Here is a 26540-nt window from a genome sequence, read left to right on the forward strand (position 1 = left end):
GGTGCTGGTCCTCCTCGGCGGCGGCGCCGTGGTGGGCCTGCTCGCGCTGCTCGTCCGGCTGCTGGGCGGGGACTCGCAGGCCCTGCTGTTCTCGGGCCAGGCGGCGGTGCCGGAGGTGGCTGCGGAGACCGCGGTGGGGCCGATCCTGCTGCTGGTGCTGGCCAAGGCCATCGGCTACGGGATCTGCCTCGGCTGCGGGTACCGCGGCGGACCGGTGTTCCCGCCGATCTTCCTCGGCATCGGGATCTGCGCGGTCGCCACGGTCGTCATCGGCGTCTCCCCCACCGCCGCCGTCGCGATCGGGACGGCAGCGGGGATGGCCGCGCAGACCAGGCTGCTGTTCGCCCCGGTGCTCTTCGCGGCACTGCTCGTGGGCACCGCGGGCTTCGACACCATCCCGGCCGCCGTGCTCGCGGCGGCGAGCGCGTGGCTCACGGGCGCCGTCCTCGACGACATCGGCAAGCGGCGGGCGGCGGCGGGCGAGCCCGCCGTCACCCCGGACCGGCCGGCGGCGAAGGGCTCGCCGGGCCACGACCGCTGAAACCCGGGACGCCCGCTGACGAGATGTCCAACTCGCGGTAACGAGAAGCGGAACTCGCGCTGACGAGATCGTCAACTCGCGCCGGCGAGACGCGCAACTCGCGGCGAGTCACCCCGGTCGGATGAGCGCGTCCGCCGGGCGGACGGCGACCCTGGGCGCCGCGACGAAAGGGGCGGACATGGCGGCCGAGAAGTCCGGTTCCGGCGGCTCATCGGGCGTCGACGACACGCGGGGCCGCGGTTCGGTCAGCGCGACGTCGCCGCAGTACATCGCCGCGATGGCGCTGGCCCTGATGACGGTGTCGTCGGTGGCGAGCCTGCGGCCCGCACCGACCATGGCCGTCTACGGCCTGGCGTGCGTCTTCCTCTACCTCCTGCCCGCGATCGTGTTCCTCGTCCCGACGGCCCTGGTCTCGGCCGAGCTCGCGTCCGGCTGGTCCGGCGGTGTCTACCGCTGGGTCACCGAGGGCATCTCGCCGAACATGGGCTTCGCCGCGGCCTGGCACCAGTTCGCGATGACGATCTTCTACTACCCGACGCCCCGCACACACCCGGCGGTGCTCGCACACACCCGCGAGCGTGTGCCACCGCTCGCACATATGTGCCACCAGCCCCGCCCGCGACCCGGAGGGACACGGTCGTCGCGGGCCTACCACCACGAGCACGGGAACGCGGCGGATCCGCCGGGGCGAGCCCGCCCGGCGGTGTGAGCCGGGTCGGCCTCCCCCGCCGCTCGCGCATGTGTGCCATTACCCCAACCGGGAGCCGGGGGCCCACACACACCCGGCGGTGCTCGCACACACCCGGCGGTGCTCGCACACCATGCTGGCGGTGTGTGCCACCACCCGCGAGTCGGTGTCACCGCTCGCACATATGTGCCACCACCCCCCAACCGCGACCCGGCGGGGCCCCGCACCCACCCGGCGGCACCCGCACACACCCGGCGGCGCTCGCACACCCTGCCGGCAGTGTGCGCCACCACCCACAAACGTGTGCCACCGCTCGCACATATGTGCCACCACGCACACAGGTGCCCCGATGCAAGCGTCTCCTCCGCCGGATCGCCCTGGTGATCATCAGACGGGCGCGCGGGTTATCCGGCAGCGACAACGAATCGGACGAACATCAGCCGTACGCGGGAAGCCAGGGCGAACGGTGCGCACCTACCGTCGGTCCACCAGACGCGACGGAGGGCGACGACGTGGACATCCGGAACCAGCATCTCAATCTCGGCGAGTGGATGGAGCTGATCGACCGAAGCCTGACAGAGCCGGATTCCGAGCCGCTGGTGAACCTGGTCGACGATCCCGAGCCCTACGACGCGATCTTCGTGGGCGGCGGCGCGGGTGGCCGGTTCGGCGCGGCCTACATGCGGGCGATGGGCGGGCGACCGCTGATCATCGACTCCTGGCCGTTCCTCGGCGGGTCGTGCCCGCACCAGGCGTGCGTGCCGCACCACCTGTTCTCCGAGGCCGCCGAGGAGCTCGACCGGATGCGCTGGTTCTCCGACGAGCTGTTCTTCCCGAAGTTCGACGCCTCGCGCGCGTCGATCCTGGACATGATCAAGCTGTTCCTGGACGGGCGCGGCAGCGCGCACGCGTTCATGAACTGGCAGACCAAGGAGCAGCTCGACGTCGAGTACGTCCTCAACGCCCGGGCGACCGTCATCGACAAGAACACCGTGCAGGCCGCCGGGCGCACGTTCACGACGCGCAACCTGATCCTCGCGATGGGGGCCCGGCCGGTCGACCCGGGCATCCCCGGCCTGGACCTGCGCGGGGTGTACGACTTCGTCAGCCTCGTCGAGGAGCTCGACTACGAGCCCACCCGCTGCGTGATCATCGGCGGCAGCAAGGTCGCGATGGAGTACGGCTCGTTCTTCCACGCCACCGGGTGCGAGACCACGATCGTGTCGCGCTCGCCGCTGATGCGGACCAAGGCGCTGCACCACGTCGACGAGGAACTGCGCCGCTACGTCGTCGACGGGATGCGCAAGCGCGGCATGACGATCCTGGAGGGCGCGCACCCGGTCTCGGTCAACGACAACGGCAGCGGTGCGGTGGCGAGCGTGACCGTCCGGCTGGCCTCGGGCGAGACCGTCGACCTGGAGACCGACTTCGTGTTCCTCGGCACCGGGGAACGTCCTCAGCTGCAGGGTACCCAGGAGACGCTGGGCTACGAGGTCAACGAGGCGGGCCGGATCGTGGTCAACAAGCGGATGCAGACGTCCGTGCCGGGCGTGTACGCGATCGGGGACATGATCGGTGGCCCGATGGAGATGTTCAAGGCGCGCAAGTCCGGGGTCTGCGCGTCGCGCAACATCATGGGCGAGGACCTGGAGTTCGACTACACCGAGTTCCCGGACTTCCTGCACACCACCTACGAGGTGACCTGGGTGGGGCTCACCGAGGAGGAGGCCAGGGAGCGCTTCGACGACGTGATCATCATCAGGATGCCCCCGTACGTCGAGGGGCTGGACACCGAGAACCTGCCCCTGCCGTGCGCGGAGGGCACCATGCTCTACGCGTTCTCGAAGCCCGAGCTGTCCGGGTTCCAGAAGCTCGTCGTCGACGGCGCCAGCCGCCGGATCGTGGGGGCGCACCACGTCGGCTACGGCGCCAAAGACGCCTTCCAGTACATCGACCACCTCATCCACCGGCCCGAGGGGCTCACCATCGACCAGCTCGGCTGGATGAACGAGCTCTTCCTCAACCCCGAACACTTCGTCCAGCTCTCCCGCCTGCGCGCGGGGAAGCCGAAGCTGACCCACCTCTGAGAGGTGCTGAGCCGGCAGGTCACCGTCGCGCCCGGGCTGTCCGGCCGGGGCGCGGCGGGCGAAGATGGCGCTGTGCCAGCCGACGGATCTGCCGACTGGGCGACAACCTGCCTGCAGGTCCTCGCGGCCGGGGCCGAGGGCACCGACCGGGTGTTCGCGGTCCTGGTCGGCGCCGCCCGCAGGCTCACCGGCGCGGGTGGTGCGAGCGTGGTCGGCTGGCAGCCGACCGGGCCGGTGCCGCTCGCGGCCAGCGGCCCGCCGCTGCCACTGCCGTCGCGCCGCCTCGCCGAGGGGACGACCACCGACCCGCAGCGGTCGGTGGTCTCCGTCACGGTCCACGGCGAGATCGACCTGATCACCTGGTGGCGTGCCGGCGGTGCCGGGCCGACCACGGAGGACGGCGAGCAGCTGCGGCTGCTCGCCGCGCTGGCCGCGACGGCGTCGCGCCGGGCGGGGGCGGCACTCTCCTCGCTCTACGCCGTCGCGCGCCGGCTGCTCGCCTCCAGCGACCCGGAGGAGATCCTGCTCGGCCTGGCCACGGCGACCGCGGACGTGCTGCGCGCCGAGATCGCCGGGGTGTTCCTCGCCACGGCGGACGGGGAGGCCGTCGAGGCCAAGGCGGTGGTCGGCCACCGCACGATCGACACCGCCCGGCTGCGGCTGGCCCGGGGCGAGAGCCTGATCGGCCACGTCTACGCCACCGGCGAGGTGTACCGCACCGACGACTGGACGACCGACCCCGTCGTGAGCAGGGCGCTCGTCCCGCTCGCCAGCATGGAGGGGACGCAGGCCGCGATCGGCGCGCCGATGCGGGTCGGGGGCACGACCGTCGGGGTGCTCGCCGCCTGGCGGCGCAGGCGCTCGCACTACACCGACGAGGACGTCGAGCAGATCGGCACCCTCGCCGACCTCGCCGCGCTGGGGGTGCAGCGCACGCTCGCCGAGGAGCGGCTGCGCGAGCTCTCCGGGCAGCTGATGACGGCCAACGAGGCCCTCTCCGAGCGCTACGAGGAGGCCCGCCAGACCCTCGAGATCCACCAGCGGCTGGTGCGGCTGGTCGCCGACGGTGCGGACCTCGAGTCGGTCGTGGGGGCGCTGGCCGCCATCACCGACCAGCCCGTCCGGTTCGTCGGGGTCGAGGGCACCTCGGCCGGCCGGGGCGGGTGGCTGGCCGACCTGCTGACCGCCGGCGACGGCGCCGACCTCCCCCGGCTCGGGACGGAGGCCGTCCTGCTCGGCCCGGACCGCGAGGGCAGGCACGCGATCGCGGTGACGGTGCGCTCGGCCGCCTTGCGCTGGGGTGAGCTGGCCGTCGCCACGCGGATGCCGGTCGCGACCCGGGACGTGATCGCGATCGAGCAGGCGGCCGTCGCCTGCGCGCTGCTGCTCTCGCGCCAGGACGCGGTGGCGGGGGCGGGGCGGCGCCTGGAGTCGGAGTTCGTGTGGGACCTCCTCGACGGCCGGATCGTCGACGGGGCGGACGCGCTCGTGCGGTCGCGCCAGCTGGCGCGCGAGCTGCCGGCCGCCGCGCGGGTGCTGCTGCTCTCGGCCCGCGGCACCGACCCCCGCGCGCGCCGGGGCACGAGCTCCCCGGAGGGCATCGAACACCTGCGCACCGAGCTCGCCCGCCGGACGTCCCGCCTGCTCGCCGGGCACGGGGTGCACGCGCCGATGGGCTGGCGCGGGGACACTCTGGCGATGATCGTCCCGGACCGCCCGCCCGAGGTGGTGCGGCGGATGGGCCACGAGCTCTGCGCCCTGGGCCCGGAGCTGGACCGGGAGCTCACGCTGGGCGTCAGCGCGGCGGTGCACGGCATCGCGCAGTACGGCGTCGCCGGCAGGCAGGCGACCTACGCGAAGGCGGCGACCCGCCCGCCGGAGGCGCCGGTGGTCGTCTTCGAGGATCTCGGCGCGGTGCAGTTCCTGCTCGAACCGGCACTCGGCGAGGACCTGGACCGCTACGCGGAGCAGCAGCTCGGGGTGCTGCTCGCCTACGACCGCGACCACGGCGCCGATCTCGTCGGGACGCTGCGTGCCTACCTGGACTGCGACGGGAGCGTCCAGCGGGCGGCGCGGTCGCTGTGCATCCACCCGAAGACGATGAGCTACCGGCTCGGCCGCATCGAGACCCTGGCCGGCATCGTCACCACCCGCCAGGAGGACCGCTTCAACGCCCAGCTGGCGCTCAAGATCCTCGACATGCGGGGGCGTCCGTGAAGGCCCGGTCGGACCGTCCGCCGGATGCGCGCGCCGCGCCGGGCAGGGACCATCGGACGGTGGCCGTACCGATCACGCGCAAGCACCTGTCCCACTGGGGCGCCTTCGCCGCCGACGTCGACGCCCGCGGCGAGATCACCGCCGTGCGGCCCGACCCGGCGGACCCCGACCCGTCCCCGCTGCTGGGGAACTTCGTCGGAGCGCTGCGCCACCCGCTGCGGGTCGCCTCGCCCATGGTGCGCCGCGGCTGGCTGGAGGACGGACCCGGGCCGGACGAGCGCCGCGGCAGCGACGGCCACGGGGGCGAGTTCGTCGCGCTGGGCTGGGACGAGGTCCTGGACCGGCTGGCCGCCGAGCTGCGCCGGGTCTACGACGGCCCGGGCCCGGAGGCCGTCTACGGCGGCTCCTACGGCTGGTCGAGCGCCGGGCGGTTCCACCACGCGCAGAGCCAGGTGCACCGCTTCCTCGCCTGCCTGGGCGGCTACGTCCGCTCGGTCAACACCTACAGCGTCGGCACGTCCGAGGTGCTGCTCCCGCACATCTTCGGCCGCCGCGCCGACGTGCTGCGCTCGCTCACGGCCTGGCCGCTGCTCGCGAAGCACACCGAGCTGCTGGTGTGCTTCGGTGGCATCCCCGCGAAGAACCTCGCGGTGGCGCCCGGCGGGGTCACGGCGCACCGCTCGGTGGGCCACCTCGCCGAGCTCGTGGACCGCGGCGCCGAGGTCGTGCTGGCCGGCCCGGACCGTTCGGACATGCCGCCCGACCTGCGCGCGCGCTGGCTGCCGGTGCGCCCGGGCACCGACCCCGCGCTGATCCTGGCGCTGTGCCGGGTCCTCGTCGCCGAGGGCCTGCACGACGCGGCCTTCCTGTCGACCCACTGCGCGGGCGGGCCGGAGGCGCTGGCCTACCTGGACGGGAGCGCCGACGGCGTCGAGAAGACCCCGGGGTGGGCGGAACAGATCTGCGGTGTCCCGGCGGACACGATCACCGCGCTGGCCCGCGAGATGGCGGCACGGCACACGATGGTGACGGTGGGCTGGTCGCTGCAGCGCGCCGAGCACGGTGAGCAGCCGGTGTGGGCGGCCGTGCTGCTGGCCGCGCTGCTGGGGCGCATCGGGCTGCCCGGCGCCGGGTTCGGGCACGGGTACGGGTCGATGGCCGACAGCGGCGCTCCACTGGCCGCGGTGTCGCCCCCGACCCTGTCCCGGCTGGCCAACCCCGTCCGTACGGCCGTGCCCGTCGCCCGCGTCGCCGACATGCTGCTGCGCCCCGGCGAGACCTACGACTACGACGGCGAACGCCGCCGCTACCCGCGGATCGAGCTCGTCTACTGGTGCGGCGGCAACCCGTTCCACCACCACCAGGACCTGGCCCGGCTGCAGCGGGCGTTCCGGGCCGCGGCCACCGTCGTCGTGCACGAGCCGTACCGGACCGCCACCGCCCGGCACGCGGACATCGTCCTGCCCTCGACGGTGACGCTGGAACGCGACGACATCGGGGCAGCGCGCACCGACCCGTACCTGACGGCGATGCACCGCCACGCCGCGCCGTACGCACTGGCCCGCGACGACTACGACATCTTCTCCGCGCTGGCCTGCCGGCTCGGCGTCGCGGAGCGGTTCACCGAAGGCCGCGACGCCGCGGGCTGGCTGCACCATCTCTACGAGGGCTGGCGGGGCCGCGTCGGGGCGGAACGGGTCCCGGACTTCGACGCGTTCTGGGCCGCCGGGCGGGTCGAGCTGGCTCCCCCGCCGGACGCCGTGCTGCTCGCGAGCTTCCGCTCGGACCCCGTGGCCCATCCGCTGGCCACGCCCAGCGGGCGCATCGAGCTGCACTCCGCGACCGTCGCGGGCTTCGGCCTGGCGGACTGCCCCGGCCACCCGGTGTGGCTCGAACCCGGCGAGTGGCACGGCGCCGCCCGGGCCGTGCGTTTCCCACTGGTACTGCTCGCGAACAACCCGGCGACCCGCCTGCACAGCCAGCTGGACTTCGGCCCGCACAGCGCGGCGGGCAAGGTCGCGGGCCGCGAGCCGCTGCGGATGCACCCCGACGACGCCGACGTCCGCGGGCTCGCCGACGGCGACCTCGTCCGGGTGTTCAACGAGCGCGGCGCGTGCCTCGCCGGCCTGCGGGTGGACGACGCCCTGCTCGCCGGCGTCGTCCAGATGTCCACGGGCGCCTGGTTCACCCCGGTCGAGGACCCGGGCGGCACGCCGGTGCTGTGCACCGCGGGCAACGTGAACGTGCTCACGCCGGACGTCGGCTCCTCGGGCCTGTCCCAAGGCTGCGCGGGCTCGCGCGCCCTCGTCGAGGTGCAGCGGGTCGACGGTCCGGTGCCGGGCGCGCCCTGACGGGCGGCTGCCGGCCCGACGATCCCGCAACTCGCCGCCACGGGATGCGCAACTCGCGGCGGCGAAACCCGCAACTCGCCGCCGCAGGATCCGCAACTCGCGGGCCGGGGCGCGAGTTGCGCATCCGATCCGCGCGAGTTGCGCATCCGATCAGGGCGAGTTGCGGATCCGATCAGGCCGTGAGCGCCTCCCGCACGGCGGATGCGCGGCGGGGCCGCGCGGCGAGCCGGTGGCGGCGGAAGAACTGCCACATCACCGTCGCCGCGCGGGGACCTCGCGGATCGGCGAACGACCCACCCGGCTGTCCACCCGACCACGCGTGCCCGAGGCCCTGTACGGACCAGTACTCCAGCGACACGCGGCCGCGCGCGGCGTACCAACGGCGGACCGTGTACCGGGTGCCGTCGGAGCTGCGTCCGCGGACCCGGCGCGACCGGACGGTGCGGGTGGCGCCGTGGTCGGCGGCCGCCCGGTGGGCGAGCCACTGCTCGACGACCTGGTCGCCGTTCGCCGGTCGCACGACGGTGTCCTCCGTGCCCTGGAGGCACACGACGGGTGCCATGCGCTCGCCGGCCGCCGGACGGGGCGCGCTTCCGCGCCCGGCCATCGCGCCGAGCGCCTCGGTGAGGCGGGTCGCGGCCCGGTACGGCGGCGCCGAGTGCACCCCGACGGCGGCGAACACGTCCGGGTACGCCGCGGCCAGGATCAGCGCCATCGCTCCCCCGGCCGAGATCCCGGCCGCGTAGACCCGCGCCGGGTCGGCCCGCCAGCGCTCACGCTCGTCGAGCACCTGCGCGACGATGCCGGCGAGGATGCCGGGCTCCCCGGCGTCCCGCTGCTGGTGTGCAGCCTCGTACCAGCGCCAACAGCGCCGGGCCTGGTGGCACGGCTCCTGGTGCGGGACGACCAGGAGCACCCCGTTGCGGTCCGCGACCTGCGGGAAGCGGCTGGCGTGCGCGAACTCGTCCGCAGTCTGGAGACAGCCGTGCAGCAGCACGACGACCGGCATCCGGCCGCGGCGGCGCACGGCGGGCACGTAGACGTCGAACACCCGCCTGCCCGCCGCGCCGACATGGACGTCGCGCAGCCAGCGGCCCGGTCGGGTCACCGCGGCGGACCGGGACGGCCGGCGCCGGTGTGGCAGGGACCGGGGCAGGGACCGGGGCAGCGTCCGCGGCAGGGTCCGCGGCGCGGGCCGCTTCGAGGAACGCGGCCGTGACACCGACGACCCGGCCGACCCGGCCGACTGTGCGGGGACGAACAGCTCCCGTACCCGCGCGACCGTGCGGGCCGGGCGCCCCCGGCCGCGGCGGGACAGGCGCGAGAGCAGGGACAGCGGGGACATGGTGGCGGCTCCAGTGATCGGGAATCCGGCGGCCGGTGCGTCGCCGGACCGCGGAGCGCGACACGCCGTGCCCGGGCGGATCGGGTGGCCCGGGCGGCGCGCTCCCCGTCGAGAGCGCCCCGCGACGAACCAGGGTAGTCACCCGGTGTCGCGACTGACCCCGGTTCCCGTCACACCGTGTCGCCGAACGGGCGCCTTCCCGCAGGCCACGCCGTCCTCGAAGGGCCTGCTGTGTCCTCGCACACCGCGGGCGTTGACCGGACGTGTCCCTGCTAGATCCCGCCGGTGTCCTCCTCCGCGGCGCTGCCCGCGCGCAGCGGGAGCGACCCGAACACGTCCGGTGGTTCGCGCCACACGTCGGCGAGCCGCCCGGCCCGGGCGTCCTGCACCGCCCGCCAGACCCGCTCCGGCGTGCAGGGCAGGTCGACGTGGCGCACGCCGAGCGGGCGCAGCGCGTCGACCACGGCGTTCTGCACCGCAGGCGTGGCGCCGACGGTGGCGGACTCGCCGATCCCCTTGGCCCCGAGCCGGTTGAGCGGGGTGGGGGTCTCGGTGTTCCAGGTCTCGCCGCCGATCAGGTCCGCGGCGCTGGGGGTCCGGTAGTCGGCGAGGGTCGCGGTGAGCGGCTGGCCGTCCGGGTCGAAGAGCACCTCCTCGTAGAGGGCCTGCGCGATGCCCTGCGCCAGGCCGCCGTGCTGCTGGCCCTCCACGAGGAGCGGGTTGAGCACGCGCCCGCAGTCGTCCACCGCGACGTGGCGCCGCGGCGTGACGCGGCCGGTCTCGATGTCGACCTCCACGACCGACACGTGCGCGCCGAAGGGGAAGCTCGGCCCGTCCTGGACCAGGTCGAGGCCCGCCGAGAGCTCCGCCCCCGCGGCGACCTGCTCCCACGTCACCGTCACGCCGGGCACACCGGTGACGCTGAACTCCCCGTCCGCGGTGAGCGCGACGTCGTCGGCCGCGGCCTCCAGCAGGGCCGCCGCGCGCGACCGGGCCTGCTCCAGGACCTCCTCCGCGGCCGCGGCGACGGCGCTGCCCCCCACCTGCAGCGACCGCGACCCGCTCGTGCCCCCGCCGCGCGGCACGGCCGCCGTGTCGGACTGCACGTAGGTGATCCGCTCCAGCGGGATGCCGAGTGCGTCCGACACGATCATCCCGAACGCGGTCGCGTGCCCCTGGCCGTGCGCGGACGTCCCTGCCGAGACGGTCGCCGTGCCGTCCGGGTGCACCGACACCGATCCGTACTCCCCGCCGCTCGCGCCCGCCGTGATCTCGACGTACACGCTCACGCCGATGCCCAGCCGGACGGGGTCGTCGCGCTCGCACCGGCGCGCCTGCTCCGCGCGCAGCTCGTCGTAGCCCGCGATCCGCAGCGCCTCCCGCAGCGGCAGGTCGTAGTCGCCCGAGTCGTAGGTCGAGCCGACGGCCGTGCGCACCGGGAAGGCGTCGGGAGCCAGGAGGTTGCGCCGCCGCAGCGCCACCGGGTCCATGCCCAGCTCGGCCGCGGCGAGGTCGACGATCCGCTCCAGGTGCGCGGCAGCCTCGGGCCGCCCGGCGCCGCGGAAGGCCCCCATCGGCGTCGTGTTCGTCATGACGCCCACGGCGGCGTAGCCGACCACCGGGATGTCGTAGACCCCGGGGACCATCTGGTAGGTCACGGCGACGGGCAGCAACCCGCCGAACCCGGCGTAGGCCCCGGCATCGCCGACCACCCGGGCCCGCAGGCCGGTCATCCGGCCGTCCCGGGTGAGCCCCAGCTCGTAGTAGCCGACCTGGCCACGCCCGTGCGGCATCGACACCATGTTCTCCGAGCGGGCCTCCACCCACCCGACCGGACGGCGGAGCGCCCGCGCCGCCGCCACGGTGGCCGTGTGCTCGGCCAGCACCCCCGCCTTGCCCCCGAACCCGCCGCCGACGTGCGGGGCGACCACCCGCACCCGCTCCGGGTCCAGCCCGAGGATCGTGCTGAGCTGGTCGCGGAAGCGGTGCGGCATCTGCGTGGAGACGTGTACGACGATGCCGTCCCCGCCGGGCTCCACGAGGATCGCGTTGCCCTCCATCGGCAGCACCGCGACGCGCTGGTTCACCATCCGCGCCCTGACGACCACCTCGGCCCCGGCGAGCGGGTCCGGGGTGGCGGGCGACCGCGAGCCGGTGGCGAGGTTCGTCCCCAGCTCGGGGAACTGCAGCGGCGCGTCCGGGGCGAGCGCGGCCTCGGGGTCGACGGCGGCGGGCAGCGGCTCGTAGTCTACCTCGACGAGCTCGGCGGCGTCCGCTGCGACCGACACCGACTCCGCGACGACCAGCGCCACCGCCTCACCGACGAACCGCACGCGGTCCGTCGCGAGCGGTGGGCGCAGCACGCGCGGGTTCGTGGGCAGGAAGGTGTGGTGGGCCGGCAGCGCGAGACCTGCCGCGGTGAACACGGCCACGACGCCGGGCTGCGACGACGCCGGGCCCGTGTCGATGCCGGTGATGCGCGCGTGCGCCATCGGGGAGCGGACGAACGTGGCGTGCAACAACCCGTCGGGGCGCAGGTTGCCGACGAACGTCGACGCCCCGGTGAGCAGGGCACGGTCCTCCACCCGCCGGACCCGCGTCCCCAGGATCGATCCGCGGGTCTGCGCTGCGGTGTGCGTCACCGTCTCCCCGTTCTCCGGCTCGGACCTCGCCGATGCCACGCTCCCACGCGGCCGCCCGTCACGCGCGGCGCAACGTCAGCACCGTGATCTCGCTCGGCGCGAACACGCGCAGCGGCGGGCCCCAGAACCCGGTGCCCCGACTCGTGTAGAGCTGCGTGCGCGGGCCGTGGCGGCTGAGCCCGGAGAGCACCGGCTGCTCGGTACGGACCAGGAGGTGGAACGGCCAGATCTGGCCGCCGTGGGTGTGGCCGGAGACCTGCAGGTCCACTCCGGCGGAGACGGCGTCGACCACCTGGCGGGGCTGGTGGGCGAGCAGCAGCACCGGCGACGCCGGATCGGCGCCGTCCAGCGCCGCGGGCAGGTCGGGACCGCCGCCCGGTTCCTTGCCCACGCCGGTCGGGTCGTCGATCCCCGCGAGCACGAGCCGATCCCCGCCGCGTTCGACCACCCGGTGGGTGTTGACCAGCGGCTGCCATCCCAGCCGCTGCAGGTACTCGATCCATTGCACCGCGCCGGAGAAGTGCTCGTGGTTGCCGGGGATGTAGAACCGGCCGAGCGGGGCCCGCACGTCACCCAGCGGGCGCACCTGGCCGTCCCGGGCGGCGACGGACCCGTCGGCGAGATCGCCCGCGTGCACCACGACGTCGGGGCGCAGCCCGTTGACCACCTCCACCACCCGCGCCGACCAACGGGAACGCTCGATCGGCCCGAAGTGGGTGTCGGCGAGCACGACGACCCGCAGCCCGTCCAGCCCCGGCCCGAGCCGCTCCAGCCGGACCTCCCGCTCCCGCACCCGCGGCACCCGCCGCGCCTCGATCACCCCGTGCACGAGCAGCACGGCGACGACGCCGAGCACGGCGGCGGTCACGTCCCGGGAGCGCAGCGGGTCCGCCACCCCGGCGGCAGCGAGCACGCTCTCGGCGAGCAGCCCCAGCACGCTCCAGGTGAACACCACCCAGACCACGCCGAGCAGGGTGACCCCGACCCGGGCCGCCGCGTCGCTGTGGCGGCGCCCGTGGCCGAGCGTCAGCAGCACCGGGAGCGCGACGGCGCCCGCCGCGCAGAGCACCGTCGCGGCCGCGAACACCGGTCCCGGCCAGCCCTGCCCACCGGCGACGAGCACCCACCAGGGCACCGCGAACAGCAACGCCGGGATCACCACCAGCATAAGCGCCGGCGGCCGCAGCCTGCCCGCCCGCGGGCGCCGCGGCGCCCGCTCGCCCGTCGTCGTCACGCCCGCTCCCCCGCCGGTCACCCCCGCGCGTCCGGTCCGGACGCCCACCGCCAGGATGCCAGCCCGGCGGCGGCGCCCGCCGGGATCGGCCGCCTGTGCCGATCAGATGAACGCCGCGGCGGTAGCGTCCGGCTCATGACCGCGCCGAAGACCCAGCGCCGGGGCCGGACCATCGCGATGACCCCCGAGGAGCTCGACACCTACCTCGCCGCGGAACGGACGTGCCGCGTCGCCACGGTCGGCCCGCACGGGCCGCACGCCACTCCGCTGTGGTTCCACTGGGACGGCGAGGCGATGTGGCTGACGTCGATCGTGCGGGCGCAGCGCTGGACGGACCTGCAGCGCGACCCGCGGATCGCTGCGGTCGTGGACTCGGGGGACTCCTACGCCGAGCTGCGCGGCATCGAGCTGCGCGGCCGGGTGGAGCCGGTCGGGGAAATCCCGCGCACCGGTGAGCCGGACCCCGTGCTGGAGCGGGTCGAGCAGGCGTTCGCCGACAAGTACACCGGCGGGCAGGTGCTGATCGACGGGCGGCACGCGTGGCTCCGGCTGGTTCCCGAGAAGATCACCAGCTGGGACTTCCGCAAGCTGCCCACCGCACGGCGCGAGCCCGGCGGCTGAGGGGCGGCTGGCCCCCTCAGTGGGCCTCGGCGTCGCGCTTCAGCGTGTCGACGGTCGCGCGCAGGATCGACCGGACGAACGGCCGCACGAGGACCCAGTAGCGCGCGAACCGCCGCCGCGAGCGCGGGTCGCCGGTCGCCGTGCGCGCCTCGTAGGAGATCAGCGTGCGGTGCCGGCCGTAGGGCCGCAGGGAGAACGACGCCGCGATCCGGCCCCAGCCGGGCTCGTCGAACGCGGCGAACCCGTCCGGCGTCATCGACGACACGTCGTACCACCGGATGTCGGGCTGCCAGAACCGCCCGACCGCGCCGAACGCGATCTCCTGCCCGTCGCGCTCGCCGAGCGACAGCCACCCCTCGAGCGCGAGCCCGCCGCCCAGCGTCAGGCGCGGCGGTGGCTCGGGCGGCGGGCGGCGGCCCAGGTGGGCCGCGAGCGCTGCGGGCAGCCGGCGGACGGACATCGCCGCGTCGGTGAGCGGCGAGTGCACGTCGAGCAGGTCGAACCGCCGCAGCGCCTCCCAGGTACGCGCGAGGTCGGCGTCGGCCACGGCGTGCTCGATCAGAGTGACGTCGAACCGTGGCAGGTACCGGTCCACGAGCAGCTCATCGGCCAGCTCGTCGGTCACGGCCGCGACGTCGGCGCGCCCCTCGCCCATGTCCCCCGTCCCTTCCGCTCGCCCGGGCTCCAGCCTGCGGCAGGAGCATGCGCCACCGGCAGGGGCCGAACGCCCCGGCCGGTAGGGCCGCTGAGCCCGGGTGGAACGGTGCGGGCCGGGCGATCGTTCACAGGACGGCGAGACTGTGGAGGTGGCTGCCATGCTGTGGACGATCATCGGCTGGATCGTGTTCGGCCTGATCGCGGGCTTCATCGCCCGCGCGCTCGTCCCGGGCCGCGACGACATCGGCCTGATGCGCACGATCCTGCTCGGGGTGGCCGGTTCGGTCGTCGGTGGATTGATCTTCGGCTTGCTGACGGTCGGCCTGCGCGGCTTCCACCCGGCGGGCCTGATCGGGTCGGTCATCGGCGCGATCCTCGTGCTCGTGATCTACAACCAGGTCACCGGGCGCAAGCGCAACCGGCTCTGACCGGTCACCGAGCCGATCACCGACGCGGGGTTCGCGGTGACCGCCACCGGCGACCTGAACGGCAGCGGGCGGTGGACGTTCGAGCAGGACGGTCCCGGGCACGAGGCACCACCGCGGCTCGGCCCGCCCCGGGAGTCCCGAACACATGTGCGAGCGCCCGACCCGACCTCGCACACACCGCACGGTGCTCGCACACACCGCCGACACCATGTGCGAGCACCACGGGACATGTGCCAGCGCCGAACACACGTGCGAGCGCCTACTCCCCGCACGCGAGCCCCGGCCACCGGGTGAGGCACGAGCCCCGGCCACCGGGCAAAGCACCGAACACACGTGCGAGCACCGGCCCGGACCTCAGCCCCGGCCACCCGACCCGACACCCCCGGCCACCGTGTGGCGCGAGCACCGAACACCTGTGCGAGCCCCACCCGGCGCCCCCGCCCGGCCGCACCCAGCCCCCGGCGGCGGTCGCCTGCCGCGTGCGGTAGACCGACCACGTGACCGTACGGGCCGTGGTGTTCGACCTCGACGGGGTTCTCGTCGACTCCGAGGGGCTCTGGGACGACGTACGCCGCGACCTCGCCGCGTCCGCCGGGCGCGGGTGGCCCGACGGCGCGACCCGGGCCATGCAGGGCATGAGCACGGCCGAGTGGTCGAGCTACCTGACCGGCACGGTCGGGGTGCCCGGCGCGCCCGAGGAGGTGGCGCGCGAGGTCGTCGGCCGGATGGCGGCTCGCTACCGGGAACGGCTGCCGCTGCTGCCCGGTGCGGTGGCGGCCGTGGACCGGCTGGCCGCGGACTTCGTCCTGGGGTTGGCCTCGTCCTCGCCCCGGGAGCTGATCGACACCGTCCTCGCCGCCGCCGGCGTCGCGGAGCGTTTCCGCGCCACGCTCTCCACCGAGCAGGTGTCCGCGGGCAAGCCGTCGCCCGAGGTCTACGAGCAGGTGGTGCGCCTGCTCGGCGTGGCGCCCGCGGACGCGGTGGCGATCGAGGACTCCAGCAACGGCCTGCGCTCCGCCGCCGGCGCCGGGCTGGGGCTCATCGCCGTCCCGCACGCGGCCTTCCCGCCGGCGCGGGACGCCCTCGCGCTCGCCGACGTCACGGTCGCGTCCCTCGACGACATCACCGCTGCACTCGTCCGCAGCGTGCAGGCCTGAGCAGCAGGGGCGTTCGGGGATGTACGGCGATCGCGGCGCCCCATAGGTTCGCATCGGTCGCCCGTGGGGGCGTTCCGGGTGGAGGAGACGCGACGATGATCACCGCGCACGAGGCGGAGCAGGTCGAGGCGGCGAACGCGAGCGGTCGGACGCCGGTGGTGTTCGTCCACGGGCTGTGGCTGCTGCCCAGCAGCTGGGACAGATGGGCGACGCTGTTCGAGGAGGCGGGCTTCACGGCGCTGACCCCCGGATGGCCCGACGATCCCGAGACCGTCGAGGAGGCCAACGCGAACCCCGAAGCGTTCGCGGGCAAGACGGTCGGCCAGGTCGCCGACCACTTCGAGGAGGTCATCCGGACGCTGGACCGCACGCCGGCCGTCGTCGGGCACTCGTTCGGCGGACTGCTCACGCAGATCCTGGCCGGTCGCGGCTGCTCGGCGGTCTCGGTCGCCATCGACCCCGCGCCGTTCCGCGGGGTGCTGCCGCTGCCGATCTCGGCGTTGAAGGCGTCCCTGCCCGTGCTCGGCAACCCGGCCAACCGGCACCGCGCCATCCCGCTGACCTACGACCAGTTCCGCTTCGCCTTCGCCAACGCCGTGTCGGAGGACGAGGCGAAGGAGCTCTACGAGACCTTCGCGGTCCCGGCGCCGGGCGCGCCGCTGTTCCAGGCGGCCACCTCGAACCTCAACCCCTGGACCGAGGCGAAGGTCGACACCGCCAACCCGGACCGCGGCCCCCTGCTGATCATCAGCGGGGAGAACGACAACACCGTGCCCTGGGCGATCGCGAACGCGTCGTTCAAGCGCCAGCAGGGCAACCCCGGCGTCACCGAGATCGTGGAGATCCCCGGGCGGGGCCACGCCCTCACGATCGACAGCGGGTGGCGCGAGGTCGCGACGACCGCTCTCGACTTCGTCCGCCGGTTCACCTGAGGGCTGGTCCTGGAACCCGTGTCGTCTAGGCGGGCCGGCTGTCCGTCGACTCGGCCGCGCCGGGGGCCATCCGGTGGGCCGGCGCGCGCCGCGCTGCCGCCGGCCTGCTCTCGAGGGTGAGGAGCAGCCGGGGCGGACCCCCGTTCGGGTGCGTCCCCGGAGCGTCGAAGGACATGGCGCTCACCTGTGCCCTCCGCCCCAGGACGGCCGCCGTGAGCAGCATCTGCTGCATGGCGAGCCCGATCCGCAGGTCGGCGGTGGCCGGTTCGCCCTCCGCGCCGAGGGTGACGTAGAGCGTCGGGCCGTCGTGCGGCCAGGGCATCTGGTCGCGCAGTCGCGACCCGACCACCTCGGCGGGTTCGCTGGTCGTGCGCGACCAGGTGCCCTCGGCCCCGGCTGCCCTGCGCAGCGCGTACAGCGCGGCCGCGTCGTCGACCTCCACGGCGCGGACGTCGGACGTGCCGAGCAGCGCGTAGAGCTGGCGATGGAACGGCGACGGCGTATCCGGCCTGCCGCGGCGCAGCACGGCGAGCACGCCCGGCCGGGTGGGATCGGGCTGGAGCGCGACGTGGGGCCGGTGCCCGCGCCGCGCGACCGTGAGCCGCATGCCGAACAGCGCCGCGCCCGCCGTGATGCGCGTCCTGCGCAGCAGCCCCGGCTTGCCGGCCCGGTCCGGCGTGAGGTCGGTCCGCAGCAGGATCGCCTGGTCCTCGCACTCGACCCACCACCCGCGGGAACTTGCGAGCCGGGGCGCCGCCTGCGCGGCGTTCAGCAGCGCCGAGATGTCGCTCTCCGGCCACCGTTCCTCGGCGTCCCGCCCGCCGCCCCCTCGCACGCGCCCTGCCCCCATTGCCGCCTCCACCGCCGCAGTCTCACCCCGCGCCGGGGCCGCGACGACGGCCGAAGGCCCTCCCCCCGCGTGCGGTGCAGGCCCGTGACGTGCGGGTCCGCCGTCTCGGCGCGGCAAGGCCCTTCGGCCGGTGCGGGGAACGTGGCCCGTCATGTGCCGGTCCGGCCGGACAGGGGCGCGTCTCCGCGGTCCCCGGACGGCGGCGGGGCGCCCTCGCCCGCGTCGACCGGCCGCGGTTCGGCACCGCCCTGGTCGAGTCGGAACGGCGGGTACGCGTCGGTCATCAGCGCGACGTAGGCGAACACCCGCATGGACCACCGGTCGATGCCGAGGACCAGGTTGTAGATCCCTCGCGGGTAGCGGGCGGTGAACAGCAGCGCCAGCGCGGCGAAGAACACGAGCAGCGTCAGGAGGCCGATGCTGTAGGTCACGATCGTGAGGCCGTTCTCCGTGGTGCTGGTGCTGGGGGTCCCACCGACGAGCACGGCCAGGATCATGTAGTGCGGGATGGCCAGCAGCCACCACTTGACCAGCGCGAGACCGCGGGAGAGCCGTTCGGGGTAGGCGACGTCGATCCGCGCCGGGTAGTCCGGCACGTCGCTCAGGGTGAACGGTGGATAGCGGTCGGTGCCCAGCCCTGCGTAGCCGTAGTACTGCACCCGCCAGGTCCAGCGCAGCACGCCGAGGGCGAAGTCGAACAGCGCACGCGGGTAGCGCGCGGTGACGAGGATCGCGACCCAGGCGACGAGGGTGACGAACCCGAACGCGATCCACAGGAACAGCAGCACGACGATGTGCGGGATCAGCAGCAGCCACTTGACCAGCCACAGCCAGCGTGACAGGCCCGGATCCAGCCGGGCGTCCACGCGGACCGGAGAGCTGGGGGTGGCCTCGGCCGTCGTCATCGGGCCAGGTTCCGCGCGCCACGGTCGGCCCGCCCAGGGTCACGCGCACCGCGTTCGAGGGGCCGAAGGGCCCCCTCCCGGTCCGCCTCGCCACGGCGTCAGCAGGATCGACGGCGCCACCGAGCGGATGGCGCGCGGGACTCTCGGTCCCTTCGGAGCGGGCACCTCGGTCCTCCCGGGCTCGCCCGCCCGGTGGCAGCGTCGCTCCTGGTCGCTCCTGGTCGTTCCTGCGGGCCGGGAGGACCCCCGGTGAGCGGGTCGAGAAGCTGTCGAGGAGGACCGCCATGCAGGCACGAGACGTCATGAGCCGCCCCGTGATCAGCGTCCGGCCGCACTGGCCCACCGGCGCCGCTGCAGCCCAGCTCGTCGCGTACGGGTTCGCGTCGATGCCCGTCACCGACGCCGAGGGCCGCGTGCACGGCGTCGTCACCGACGCCGACCTGCTGCGCGTGCACGCCGGGCAGGAGCAGCGCGAGATGGCGGTCCGCGACGCCATGCGCCCGGCGGGCAGCCTGCCCCCCGACACCGCTCTCACCGAGGTCGCCGCCTACCTCATCGACTCCGGCATGCCGTCGGTGCCCGTCGTGGACCGCGGGCGGCTCGTCGGCGTGGTCACCCGCCGCGACCTGCTGCGCGTCCTCGCCTGCCGGCCGGACACCGCGCAGAGGCCGCGGGACGACCTCGCGGCCACGACGAGCTGATCCGGTCGCAGGGGCGGACGATGACCGATCGCGGCCGGCTGGAGACCCTCGACCGGCAGGGCTGCCTGGACCTGCTGCGCACCGTGACCGTCGGCAGGCTGGCGTGGGCGGACCGCGACGAGCGGATCCAGGTACGGCCGGTCAACTTCACGCTCGACTCCACGCTCGGCACGGCCTGCGTCCTCGTCCGGTGTGGCGACGGGGAGATGCTCGCCGCCGCCCGCGACGGCAGGCCGTTCAGCTTCGAGGCCGACCAGATCGAACCCGCGCTGCGGGGTGGCTGGAGCGTGCTCGTCGTCACGGACGGCGTGGAGATCAGCACCACCATCAGCACCGCCGGCACGGGCGACACCGCCGATGCCGACCTTCCCGAGCCGTGGGCCGCGGGCGAACGTCCCCACGTCCTGCGGCTGGCCACCGGACACGGCGCGACGATCACCGGGAGGTGGCTGCGGCTGGCGGGCGGCGACATCAGCGTCGTGCGGGTGGAGCCGGAGCCGGACTGACACCGCCGCGACCGAGCGTGGATCACCCGATTGCCGCAGACGTCTGCAACCTTGCGTAACGAGCACGCCGGGCACCGCGAGTCCACCCCTGGCGCAGTGGCACGGGCAAGGGAGATCACACCATGGCGGATCCGAGGCCCCTCGACGACATCCCCAGCCCCAAGGGCGTCCCGCTGCTGGGCAACATGTTCGACATCAAGCAGGCGACGCTCGTCCAGGACCTCATGCGGCTCGCCCGCGAGCTCGGCCCGATCTTCCGGCTCGACACCCCCACCGGGCCGCGCTACGTCGCCCACGGCCTGGAGATGGTCGACGACCTCTGCGACGACGCCCGCTTCGACAAGCTCGTCGGGCTCAGCCAGCGCGAGTTCCGCAAGACGCACAAGAGCGCGGGGCTGTTCACCGCCGACACCGACGACCCGTTGTGGAAGTCGGCGCACGACATCCTGCTGCCCAGCTTCAGCACCTGGGCGATGAAGGGCTACCTCGATCCGATGATCGACATCGCCGAGCAGCTCTGCCTGAAGTGGGAGCGGCTGAACCCGGACGAGCCGGTCGACGTCGTCGCCGACATGACCCGGCTGACGCTGGACACGATCGCGCTCTGCGGGTTCAGCTACCGGTTCAACTCGTTCTACCGCGACTCCCAGCACCCCTTCGTCGCGGCCATGATGGGCGCGCTGCACGAGACGCAGGCCCGCCAGCGGCTGCTGCCGATCGCGGTCAAGATGCGCCGCGGGGCGCAGCGGCAGCTGCTCGCGAACGCGAAGTACATGGACGACACCGTCCAGACGATCCTCGACGAGCGCAAGGCGAGCGGCGACCCCGGGACGGACCTGCTCGGCCACATGCTCGTCGGCACCGACAAGCAGGGCAACCCGCTGCCCGACCACAACATCGTCGCCCAGTGCGCGACGTTCCTGGTCGCGGGCCACGAGACCACCAGTGGCCTGCTGTCGTTCACGATCAGCTTCCTGCTCAAGAGCCCCGACGTCGTCGCCCGCGCGCACGAGGAGATCGACCGGGTGCTGGGCACGGACCCGTCGGTGCCACCCACCGTCGCCCAGGTCCAGCAGCTGGCCTACGTCCGCCAGATCCTCGACGAGACGTTGCGGCTCTGGCCGACCGCACCGGCGTTCACCCGCCAGCCCCGCAAGCCCGACACGGTCGGCGGCTGGGGCCCGTTCCACCCCGGCGACTCGATCATCGCGCTGACGCCGATGCTGCACCGGCTGCCCGACATCTGGGGCTCCGACGCCGAGGACTTCAACCCCGACCACTTCGCACCGGAGCGCCGGGACACCCTGCCACCCAACGCGTTCCGGCCGTTCGGGTCCGGTCAACGCGCCTGCATCGGCCGCCAGTTCGCCCTGCAGGAGGCGACGCTGGTGCTCGGGATGCTCATGCAGCGCTTCGAGTTCGTCGATCACGCCAACTACCAGCTCAAGATCAAGGAGTCGCTGACCCTCAAGCCCGAAGGGTTGACGATCACCCTCCGCCCCCGGCCGGGGCGGACGGGGGGGACGGCGCAGCGCCCGGCCGCGGCGGCCACCGCGCCCCGGACGCCCTCGCTGGCCGTCGCCCCTGCCGACCGGCACGGCACGCCGCTGCTGGTGCTGTTCGGCTCGAACCTCGGCGCCTCGGAGGAGCTCGCCACCCGGATCACGCGCGAGGCCACCGACCGCGGCTACACCGCCCGCTCCGCCGCCCTGGACGACGCGGTGGGCGAGCTGCCGGCCGAGGGCGCCGTCGTGGTTGTCACCTCCTCCTACAACGGGGAGCCGCCGGACAACGCCGCGAGGTTCTGCGCCTGGATCGACGACCCGGAGAGCTCGGCGACCGGGGTGCGCTACACGGTCTTCGGCTGCGGCAACCGGGACTGGGCGGCGACCTACCAGGCCGTGCCGACCCGGGTGGACGCCGCGCTGGAGGCACGCGGAGCGACGCGCGTGTTCCCGCGCGGCGAGGGCGACGCCCGCGGCGACTTCGACGCCCAGTTCGAGGCCTGGTACGCGGGCCTCTTTGACGCGCTGGGGACCGCGCTGGGGCTGGCCGCGGACGCGACGGCCGCGGCGGGCGGCGGGCCACGGCTGGCCGTGGAGCTGGAGCAGCGCCGCACGACGAGCCCCATCCTGCAGTCCTACCGCGGCCAGGCCGCGACCGTGCGGGTCAACCGGGAGCTCACCGCGCGCGCCGGCAAGCCGGGCGGGCGCTCCGTGCGGCACGTGGAGATCACGCTGCCCACCGGGACGTCCTACGGCACGGGCGACCACCTCGGCGTGCTGCCGCGCAACGACGTGTCCCTGATCAACCGGGTGCTCGCCAGGTTCGGCCTGGATGCGGGCCACTACGTCACGCTGACCGCGACGGGTGGCGTGCCGACCCACCTGCCCGTCGGCGAGCCCTACCCGCTCCTCGCCATCCTCGGTGGCTGCGTCGAGCTGCAGGACGTCGCGAGCCGTGCGGGCCTCGCGGCGATGGCCGCGCACCTGCCCGAGGGTCCGGCGCGCGACGAGCTGGCGGGCCTCGCGGGTACCGACGACGAGTCGAAGGCCCGCTACCGGGAGCGGGTCGCGATCCCCCGGCGCACGCTGCTCGACATGCTCGAGCAGTACCCCGACTGCGAGCTGCCGTTCGCGGAGTTCCTCGACCTGCTGCCCCCGCTGCGCCCGCGCTTCTACTCGATCTCCTCCTCGCCCGCGGCGAGCGCCGACGTCGCGCTGACCGTCGGCGTGCTGGAGGGCCCGGCGCGCTCCGGGGACGGCACCTACCGGGGCGTGTGCTCGGGTCACCTGCGCGAGGTCCCCGACGGCGGCACGGTGTTCGTCTTCGTCCGCTCGCCGAGCATCGCGTTCCGCCCGCCGGAGAACCCGCACGTCCCGATGATCATGGTGGGTGCGGGGACCGGGATGGCCCCGTTCCGCGGTTTCCTCCAGGAGCGGGAGTCGCTGCGGGCCCGGGGCGTCCCGATCGCCACGTCGCTGCTGTTCCTCGGCTGCCGCGACCCCGAGGACGACCTGCTCTACGCCGACGAGCTGAAGGCCTTCGAGGCGAGCGGTGTCGCGACGCTGCTCCCGGCGTTCTCCCGGGTCGACGGCTACCCGCACCGCTACGTCCAGCACGCCATGGAGGCGGCGGCGGACCAGGTGTGGGCGACGCTGCAGGAGGGTGCGGTGGTCTACGTGTGCGGCAACGCCTCGACCATGGCCCCCGGGGTCCGGGCGGCCCTGGTCGCGGTGTTCCGCGCCAAGACCGGCGCCGGAGCGGCGGACGGCGAAGCGTGGCTCGCGGGCCTGCGCTCCACCGACCGCTACCTCGAGGACATCTGGGGCGAGAAGGCCGTCGTGTAGGCCCGCCCGCCGCTACCCGACGCGCGCGGCGAGCAGCTCGTCGAGCGCCCCGCCGCGGACATCCGCGACGAGATCGGCCAGCTGCTCCAGGCTCATCTGGATGCGCTGGCCGAAGTCGTCGGTGATCACGACCCGGCGCTGGGGCTCGGCGGCCTCGTCGACGTACAGCTCGGGGCAGCCGCAGCTGCACTGGCCGCAGAAGGTGGCGATGTGGCGCATGGGGGACTCCTCCGGTCGTCCGTCAGATGTGCTGCAGTGGTCGCCCGCCGCCATGCCTAGGTTCCCGGTCTCCCCCGAGGAGCCCGGAACGGGTGAGCGGCGCCAGTTCGTGCAGGGCGGCGAGATGGGCGTCGAACCCGGCCTCGGCGGGCTGGACCGAGACGACCAGCTCGGTCGACACACCGCGCACCGGGTCGTCGTGCCACCGGGCGGCGAGCCGGTCGACGGGCTCGCCCTCGCCGAGGATCCGGCACGCGGCCACCCGAGCCGTGCGCCCCGCCCGGATCCGGTAGCGCGCGAGATCGGCCGCCACGTCCGGTCCCTCGCGGCCGCTGAGGACGCCCGCGCCTGCTGCGGCGGCCCGGTCCACGCCTGCCGCGGAGCCGGTCGCCCACCACAGCCGCTCCCGCAGCCCCCTCGCGGTCCGCGCGAGCCCGGGCGCGACGAGCTCACGCACGAGCGCGTCGACGGCGGCGGCGCAGTCGGCGTGACGCCGGGCGTGGTCGCGACCGAACCGGGCCGACGCGTCGGCGTCCGCGCCGGCGCCGACGCCCAGCTCCAGGCGGCCGCCGCTCAGCGCGTCCAGCACCGCTGCGTCCTCGGCGAGCCGGACGGGGTCCTCCAGACCGGCGGTGACGACGGCCGTGCCGAGGCGGATGACCGACGTCCGCGCCGCGACGGCGGCGAGCAGGACGAGCGGCGACGGCAGCAGCCCACCGAGGGCTCCGCCGTGGTGCTGGGCGACCCAGAACGACGAGAAGCCGAGCTCCTCGGCCGCCACGGCGAGCGCGACGGTCTCGCGGAACGCACGGGCCGGCTCGGAGGGGCCGGTCACGTGCGTGAAGTAGCCCAGCGGGGTGCTCATACCGGGCACCGTCGTCGTCGCGGCCGTCGTGGTTCCCGCGTCCCCTGCGCGCGCGGTGACCGGCCGGTTGCGTGGGGCGACCGGCACCCGGGACGGTGACTCCGTCACGACCGGGCCCGGCCGAGGCGGGCTGAAGACCCGGAGTGAGGCAGTACATGAACATCTGAACAGATGAGAGAATAACCAGATGAGCAGCCGACGCCCGCCCCTCGACATCGTCCTGCTCGGCGACATCGGCATCGCCCTCGCCGGTGAGCCGGACCTGCCGTTCGTGGCCGGATCCTGGCTGGCCACGGCCTCGGTGCGGGGGGTGGGGATCGGGCACGCCCGTGCCGTACCGACGCCTGCGCCGTTCCCACCCGGCCATCCCACGGCCGCCGGGCGCACGCTCGGCCCGGACCGCTGCGACGAGTGGCTCGCCGGTGGCCTGGAGCTGGTCGAGCTGTCCGTCGCGACGGGGATGCGCCGGTGCGGGGTCGGCGCATCCCTGCTCGAGGCGGTGTGCACCCCGGCCCGCGCGGGCCGGGTGTGGGTCGCGCTCGACCCCGGCCGGCACGGGCACGTCGCCGACTTCCTGGCCGGTCGGGGCTGGACGTGCCCTGCGGACGGCGATCCCGTCGTCCTCCTCGGCCCGCGCCACCCGGCGGGCCGCAGGGCGGTGCGGGCCTGAGCGGGCTCCACGGACCCGCCGACGGCGGGGTCAGCGGTAGCAGTAGGAGTCCGACGAGGCGTCGCCGCCCTGCAGCCGGATCTGGTGGGGCCGCAGGCCGCGGAAGTCGTCGCCGTGCGGGAAGAACGACTCGTCGATCGAGAGCCCGCCGTTCGGGTCCGCGTCGAGCTTTGCCATCCAGGCGCCCACGCCGTCGGGGAAGAACTGGTCGTCCCACGCGCCGTAGAGGGAGTTGGTGAAGTAGACGCGGCGCCCGTCGCGGCTCACCTCGACCATCTGCGGACCGCCCGCGAGCGGCAGGTCCGGCCGCGCCGGGTGCGGTGTGCGCCCGACGATGCCGCCGAGCCGGACGGAGCCGACCTGCACCGGGTGCGCCGGGTCGGTCACGTCGAACTGCTTCATCTCGCCGGTGGCCCAGCAGGAGACGTAGAGGAACCGGTCGTCGACCGACAGGTCGATGTCGGTGATCACCGGCGGGACCGCGCCGAACCCCTTGAGCAGGGGCGGGAGCAGGTCCGGGTCGGCCGGCTCTGGCGGGATCGTGATGACCTTCTCCATCTTCCACTCCGCCGTCGACCCGGTGCCCTCGCGGAACCACCGCCACACCGAGCCGGTCAGGTCCTTGGTGGACACGACGACCCCGACGAACCCCCACGTCGCGTCGGGGTCGTGCGACGGCCGGACCTCCAGCGCCATCTGGTGCTCGGCCCCGAGGTCGATCCGCTGGACGTGACGGCCCTCCTCGAGGTCCCAGAAGTGCACGGCGTGGCCGTACTTCCCGCCCAGCAGCAGCTCGGGGACCAGCCCGTTCTCGATCATCGAGGGGCTGCCCCACTCGCTGGAGATCAGCACGTTCTGGTTGAGGTGCCACCACGCGTCGTAGTGGAAGTGCTGCGGGCCCCGGTCGGTCTCCCAGGCCCGGACGACGTCGAAGGTCGTGTGGTCGAGCAGCGCGATGCCGCCGGGACCGTCCTCGTCCCCCTCGGGCCCGCCGAGGCAGGTGAGGAACACCCCGTCCGGACCGCAGTGCAGCGTGTGCGGGCGGGAGTAGCCGGCCTTCGCCGAGAGCTCCTTGCCGTCGATGGTCTTGACCAGCCGGGGCGAGCGCGGGTCGTCGGCGGTGTCCAGGACGTAGATGTTCGACGAGCGCAGGCCCGGCACCAGCAGGTAGCGCCGCGCGAGGCCGGACATGTCGTGGCCCTCGTGCCTGAGCGCGCTGGAGCAGGCGTTCCAGCCGAAGTGGTGCAGCTCGTCGCCCAGCCCGGGCATGTCGGTCCAGCCGACGACCCGTCCGTAGTCGGCCGAGCCCCGCCCGACGTCGACGACGGTCATCGCGTCGTGCCGCTCGCCCGAGCGGTCGAACGCGACGACGTAGGCCAGCTCCTCCGCCGGGGCGGCGGCGGCATCGGCCGCTGAGCGGTAGAAGGTGGGGTCGAGCGCAGGTTCGGTCACGGCCGGCTCCTCGTGGTCCCGGCAGCCCGGCGGCCGCCGGGAGCGGGGGCCACGGTGCCACCAAATGATCGGACATTCCCACCGTGAGCCTAGTCACATCGGACAGCCGGAACAAGGCACGA

At 74.4% G+C, this 26540-nt stretch carries 22 protein-coding genes; 13 read left to right on the forward strand and 9 right to left on the reverse strand.

Annotated elements, in window-relative coordinates:
- The 5 genes from AB7J25_RS13625 to AB7J25_RS13645 all read left to right on the forward strand — a co-directional run.
- On the forward strand, window positions 1–541 hold a 541-nt coding region (locus tag AB7J25_RS13625; RefSeq protein WP_428508817.1), incomplete at its 5' end, for a chloride channel protein.
- Between the two features lie 121 nt (window positions 542–662).
- A complete protein-coding gene (locus tag AB7J25_RS13630; RefSeq protein WP_428508819.1) occupies window positions 663–1250 on the forward strand; it encodes a hypothetical protein in 588 nt (195 codons plus the stop codon).
- Window positions 1251–1741: 491 nt separating this feature from the next.
- Window positions 1742–3316 (forward strand): FAD-dependent oxidoreductase, encoded by a 1575-nt coding sequence (locus AB7J25_RS13635; protein WP_428508821.1) that lies wholly within the window; start codon window positions 1742–1744, stop codon window positions 3314–3316.
- Window positions 3317–3388: 72 nt separating this feature from the next.
- Entirely contained in the window at window positions 3389–5533 is a 2145-nt protein-coding gene (locus AB7J25_RS13640) for a helix-turn-helix domain-containing protein (protein WP_428508823.1), read from the forward strand.
- A gap of 59 nt (window positions 5534–5592) precedes the next feature.
- Window positions 5593–7884: a molybdopterin-dependent oxidoreductase gene (locus AB7J25_RS13645; protein WP_428508825.1), complete on the forward strand. Its 2292-nt coding sequence runs from the start codon at window positions 5593–5595 to the stop codon at window positions 7882–7884.
- A gap of 172 nt (window positions 7885–8056) precedes the next feature.
- On the opposite strand, the gene AB7J25_RS13650 is transcribed toward AB7J25_RS13645, so the two are convergent.
- From AB7J25_RS13650 to AB7J25_RS13660, 3 genes are all read right to left on the reverse strand, one after another.
- Window positions 8057–9229 carry an extracellular catalytic domain type 1 short-chain-length polyhydroxyalkanoate depolymerase gene (locus AB7J25_RS13650; protein WP_428508827.1) on the reverse strand — a complete coding sequence of 391 codons (1173 nt, stop codon included), beginning with the start codon at window positions 9227–9229 and terminating at the stop codon, window positions 8057–8059.
- A gap of 272 nt (window positions 9230–9501) precedes the next feature.
- Entirely contained in the window at window positions 9502–11871 is a 2370-nt protein-coding gene (locus tag AB7J25_RS13655) for a xanthine dehydrogenase family protein molybdopterin-binding subunit (protein WP_428508898.1), read from the reverse strand.
- Window positions 11872–11929: 58 nt separating this feature from the next.
- Entirely contained in the window at window positions 11930–13039 is a 1110-nt protein-coding gene (locus AB7J25_RS13660) for a metallophosphoesterase (protein WP_428508899.1), read from the reverse strand.
- A gap of 201 nt (window positions 13040–13240) precedes the next feature.
- On the opposite strand from AB7J25_RS13660, the gene AB7J25_RS13665 reads away from it, so the two are divergent.
- Window positions 13241–13726 carry a pyridoxamine 5'-phosphate oxidase family protein gene (locus tag AB7J25_RS13665; protein WP_428508829.1) on the forward strand — a complete coding sequence of 162 codons (486 nt, stop codon included), beginning with the start codon at window positions 13241–13243 and terminating at the stop codon, window positions 13724–13726.
- 16 nt (window positions 13727–13742) lie between these two features.
- Here the strand turns inward: AB7J25_RS13665 and AB7J25_RS13670 are convergent, their stop codons facing one another.
- Window positions 13743–14381, reverse strand: coding sequence for a hypothetical protein (locus tag AB7J25_RS13670; protein WP_428508831.1), 639 nt, complete (start codon window positions 14379–14381; stop codon window positions 13743–13745).
- Window positions 14382–14541: 160 nt separating this feature from the next.
- Here AB7J25_RS13670 and AB7J25_RS13675 point away from each other — a divergent pair, with 160 nt between their 5' ends.
- From AB7J25_RS13675 to AB7J25_RS13685, 3 genes are all read left to right on the forward strand, one after another.
- A complete protein-coding gene (locus tag AB7J25_RS13675; protein WP_428508901.1) occupies window positions 14542–14811 on the forward strand; it encodes a GlsB/YeaQ/YmgE family stress response membrane protein in 270 nt (89 codons plus the stop codon).
- A gap of 497 nt (window positions 14812–15308) precedes the next feature.
- Window positions 15309–15968, forward strand: a complete 660-nt coding sequence (locus tag AB7J25_RS13680; RefSeq protein WP_428508832.1) for an HAD family hydrolase — start codon at window positions 15309–15311, stop codon at window positions 15966–15968.
- Window positions 15969–16063: 95 nt separating this feature from the next.
- Complete coding sequence (locus tag AB7J25_RS13685) at window positions 16064–16900, forward strand: alpha/beta hydrolase (protein WP_428508834.1); 837 nt, start codon at window positions 16064–16066, stop codon at window positions 16898–16900.
- Window positions 16901–16925: 25 nt separating this feature from the next.
- Here AB7J25_RS13685 and AB7J25_RS13690 read toward each other — a convergent pair whose 3' ends face one another.
- Both AB7J25_RS13690 and AB7J25_RS13695 read right to left on the reverse strand, forming a co-directional pair.
- The gene (locus AB7J25_RS13690; RefSeq protein ID WP_428508836.1) at window positions 16926–17750 is read right to left on the reverse strand and encodes a hypothetical protein; all 825 of its coding nucleotides are present in this window, start codon (window positions 17748–17750) and stop codon (window positions 16926–16928) included.
- A 149-nt stretch (window positions 17751–17899) separates the two neighbouring features.
- A complete protein-coding gene (locus AB7J25_RS13695; protein WP_428508838.1) occupies window positions 17900–18655 on the reverse strand; it encodes a DUF4389 domain-containing protein in 756 nt (251 codons plus the stop codon).
- A 284-nt stretch (window positions 18656–18939) separates the two neighbouring features.
- Between AB7J25_RS13695 and AB7J25_RS13700 the strand changes: the two genes are divergently transcribed.
- The 3 genes from AB7J25_RS13700 to AB7J25_RS13710 all read left to right on the forward strand — a co-directional run bounded on the left by AB7J25_RS13700 (window position 18940) and on the right by AB7J25_RS13710 (window position 23212).
- The gene (locus AB7J25_RS13700; protein WP_428508840.1) at window positions 18940–19356 is read left to right on the forward strand and encodes a CBS domain-containing protein; all 417 of its coding nucleotides are present in this window, start codon (window positions 18940–18942) and stop codon (window positions 19354–19356) included.
- Window positions 19357–19376: 20 nt separating this feature from the next.
- Window positions 19377–19862 carry a pyridoxamine 5'-phosphate oxidase family protein gene (locus tag AB7J25_RS13705; protein ID WP_428508842.1) on the forward strand — a complete coding sequence of 162 codons (486 nt, stop codon included), beginning with the start codon at window positions 19377–19379 and terminating at the stop codon, window positions 19860–19862.
- A gap of 122 nt (window positions 19863–19984) precedes the next feature.
- Window positions 19985–23212: a bifunctional cytochrome P450/NADPH--P450 reductase gene (locus AB7J25_RS13710; protein WP_428508844.1), complete on the forward strand. Its 3228-nt coding sequence runs from the start codon at window positions 19985–19987 to the stop codon at window positions 23210–23212.
- Between the two features lie 12 nt (window positions 23213–23224).
- On the opposite strand, the gene AB7J25_RS13715 is transcribed toward AB7J25_RS13710, so the two are convergent.
- A complete protein-coding gene (locus tag AB7J25_RS13715) occupies window positions 23225–23431 on the reverse strand; it encodes a hypothetical protein (protein ID WP_428508846.1) in 207 nt (68 codons plus the stop codon).
- A gap of 22 nt (window positions 23432–23453) precedes the next feature.
- A complete protein-coding gene (locus tag AB7J25_RS13720; protein ID WP_428508848.1) occupies window positions 23454–24296 on the reverse strand; it encodes an LLM class flavin-dependent oxidoreductase in 843 nt (280 codons plus the stop codon).
- Between the two features lie 187 nt (window positions 24297–24483).
- Here AB7J25_RS13720 and AB7J25_RS13725 point away from each other — a divergent pair, with 187 nt between their 5' ends.
- On the forward strand, window positions 24484–24966 hold the full coding sequence (locus AB7J25_RS13725; protein WP_428508850.1) for a hypothetical protein: 483 nt from the start codon (window positions 24484–24486) through the stop codon (window positions 24964–24966).
- A gap of 30 nt (window positions 24967–24996) precedes the next feature.
- Here the strand turns inward: AB7J25_RS13725 and AB7J25_RS13730 are convergent, their stop codons facing one another.
- Entirely contained in the window at window positions 24997–26418 is a 1422-nt protein-coding gene (locus AB7J25_RS13730) for a selenium-binding protein SBP56-related protein (protein ID WP_428508852.1), read from the reverse strand.
- Window positions 26419–26540 lie beyond the last annotated feature (122 nt).

Origin of the sequence: Pseudonocardia sp. (genome assembly GCF_050246655.1) — a bacterium.
Lineage (GTDB): Bacteria > Actinomycetota > Actinomycetes > Mycobacteriales > Pseudonocardiaceae > Pseudonocardia.

Coding starts and splice junctions, on each gene's coding strand:
- AB7J25_RS13660 (WP_428508899.1), bottom strand. CDS start 13,039: ATGCTGGTGGTGATCCCGGCGTTGCTGTTCGCGGTGCCCTGGTGGGTG.
- AB7J25_RS13720 (WP_428508848.1), bottom strand. CDS start 24,296: ATGAGCACCCCGCTGGGCTACTTCACGCACGTGACCGGCCCCTCCGAG.
- AB7J25_RS13675 (WP_428508901.1), top strand. CDS start 14,542: ATGCTGTGGACGATCATCGGCTGGATCGTGTTCGGCCTGATCGCGGGC.
- AB7J25_RS13715 (WP_428508846.1), bottom strand. CDS start 23,431: ATGCGCCACATCGCCACCTTCTGCGGCCAGTGCAGCTGCGGCTGCCCC.
- AB7J25_RS13710 (WP_428508844.1), top strand. CDS start 19,985: ATGGCGGATCCGAGGCCCCTCGACGACATCCCCAGCCCCAAGGGCGTC.
- AB7J25_RS13725 (WP_428508850.1), top strand. CDS start 24,484: ATGAGCAGCCGACGCCCGCCCCTCGACATCGTCCTGCTCGGCGACATC.
- AB7J25_RS13700 (WP_428508840.1), top strand. CDS start 18,940: ATGCAGGCACGAGACGTCATGAGCCGCCCCGTGATCAGCGTCCGGCCG.
- AB7J25_RS13705 (WP_428508842.1), top strand. CDS start 19,377: ATGACCGATCGCGGCCGGCTGGAGACCCTCGACCGGCAGGGCTGCCTG.
- AB7J25_RS13670 (WP_428508831.1), bottom strand. CDS start 14,381: ATGGGCGAGGGGCGCGCCGACGTCGCGGCCGTGACCGACGAGCTGGCC.
- AB7J25_RS13665 (WP_428508829.1), top strand. CDS start 13,241: ATGACCGCGCCGAAGACCCAGCGCCGGGGCCGGACCATCGCGATGACC.
- AB7J25_RS13690 (WP_428508836.1), bottom strand. CDS start 17,750: ATGGGGGCAGGGCGCGTGCGAGGGGGCGGCGGGCGGGACGCCGAGGAA.
- AB7J25_RS13685 (WP_428508834.1), top strand. CDS start 16,064: ATGATCACCGCGCACGAGGCGGAGCAGGTCGAGGCGGCGAACGCGAGC.
- AB7J25_RS13630 (WP_428508819.1), top strand. CDS start 663: ATGAGCGCGTCCGCCGGGCGGACGGCGACCCTGGGCGCCGCGACGAAA.
- AB7J25_RS13650 (WP_428508827.1), bottom strand. CDS start 9,229: ATGTCCCCGCTGTCCCTGCTCTCGCGCCTGTCCCGCCGCGGCCGGGGG.
- AB7J25_RS13695 (WP_428508838.1), bottom strand. CDS start 18,655: ATGACGACGGCCGAGGCCACCCCCAGCTCTCCGGTCCGCGTGGACGCC.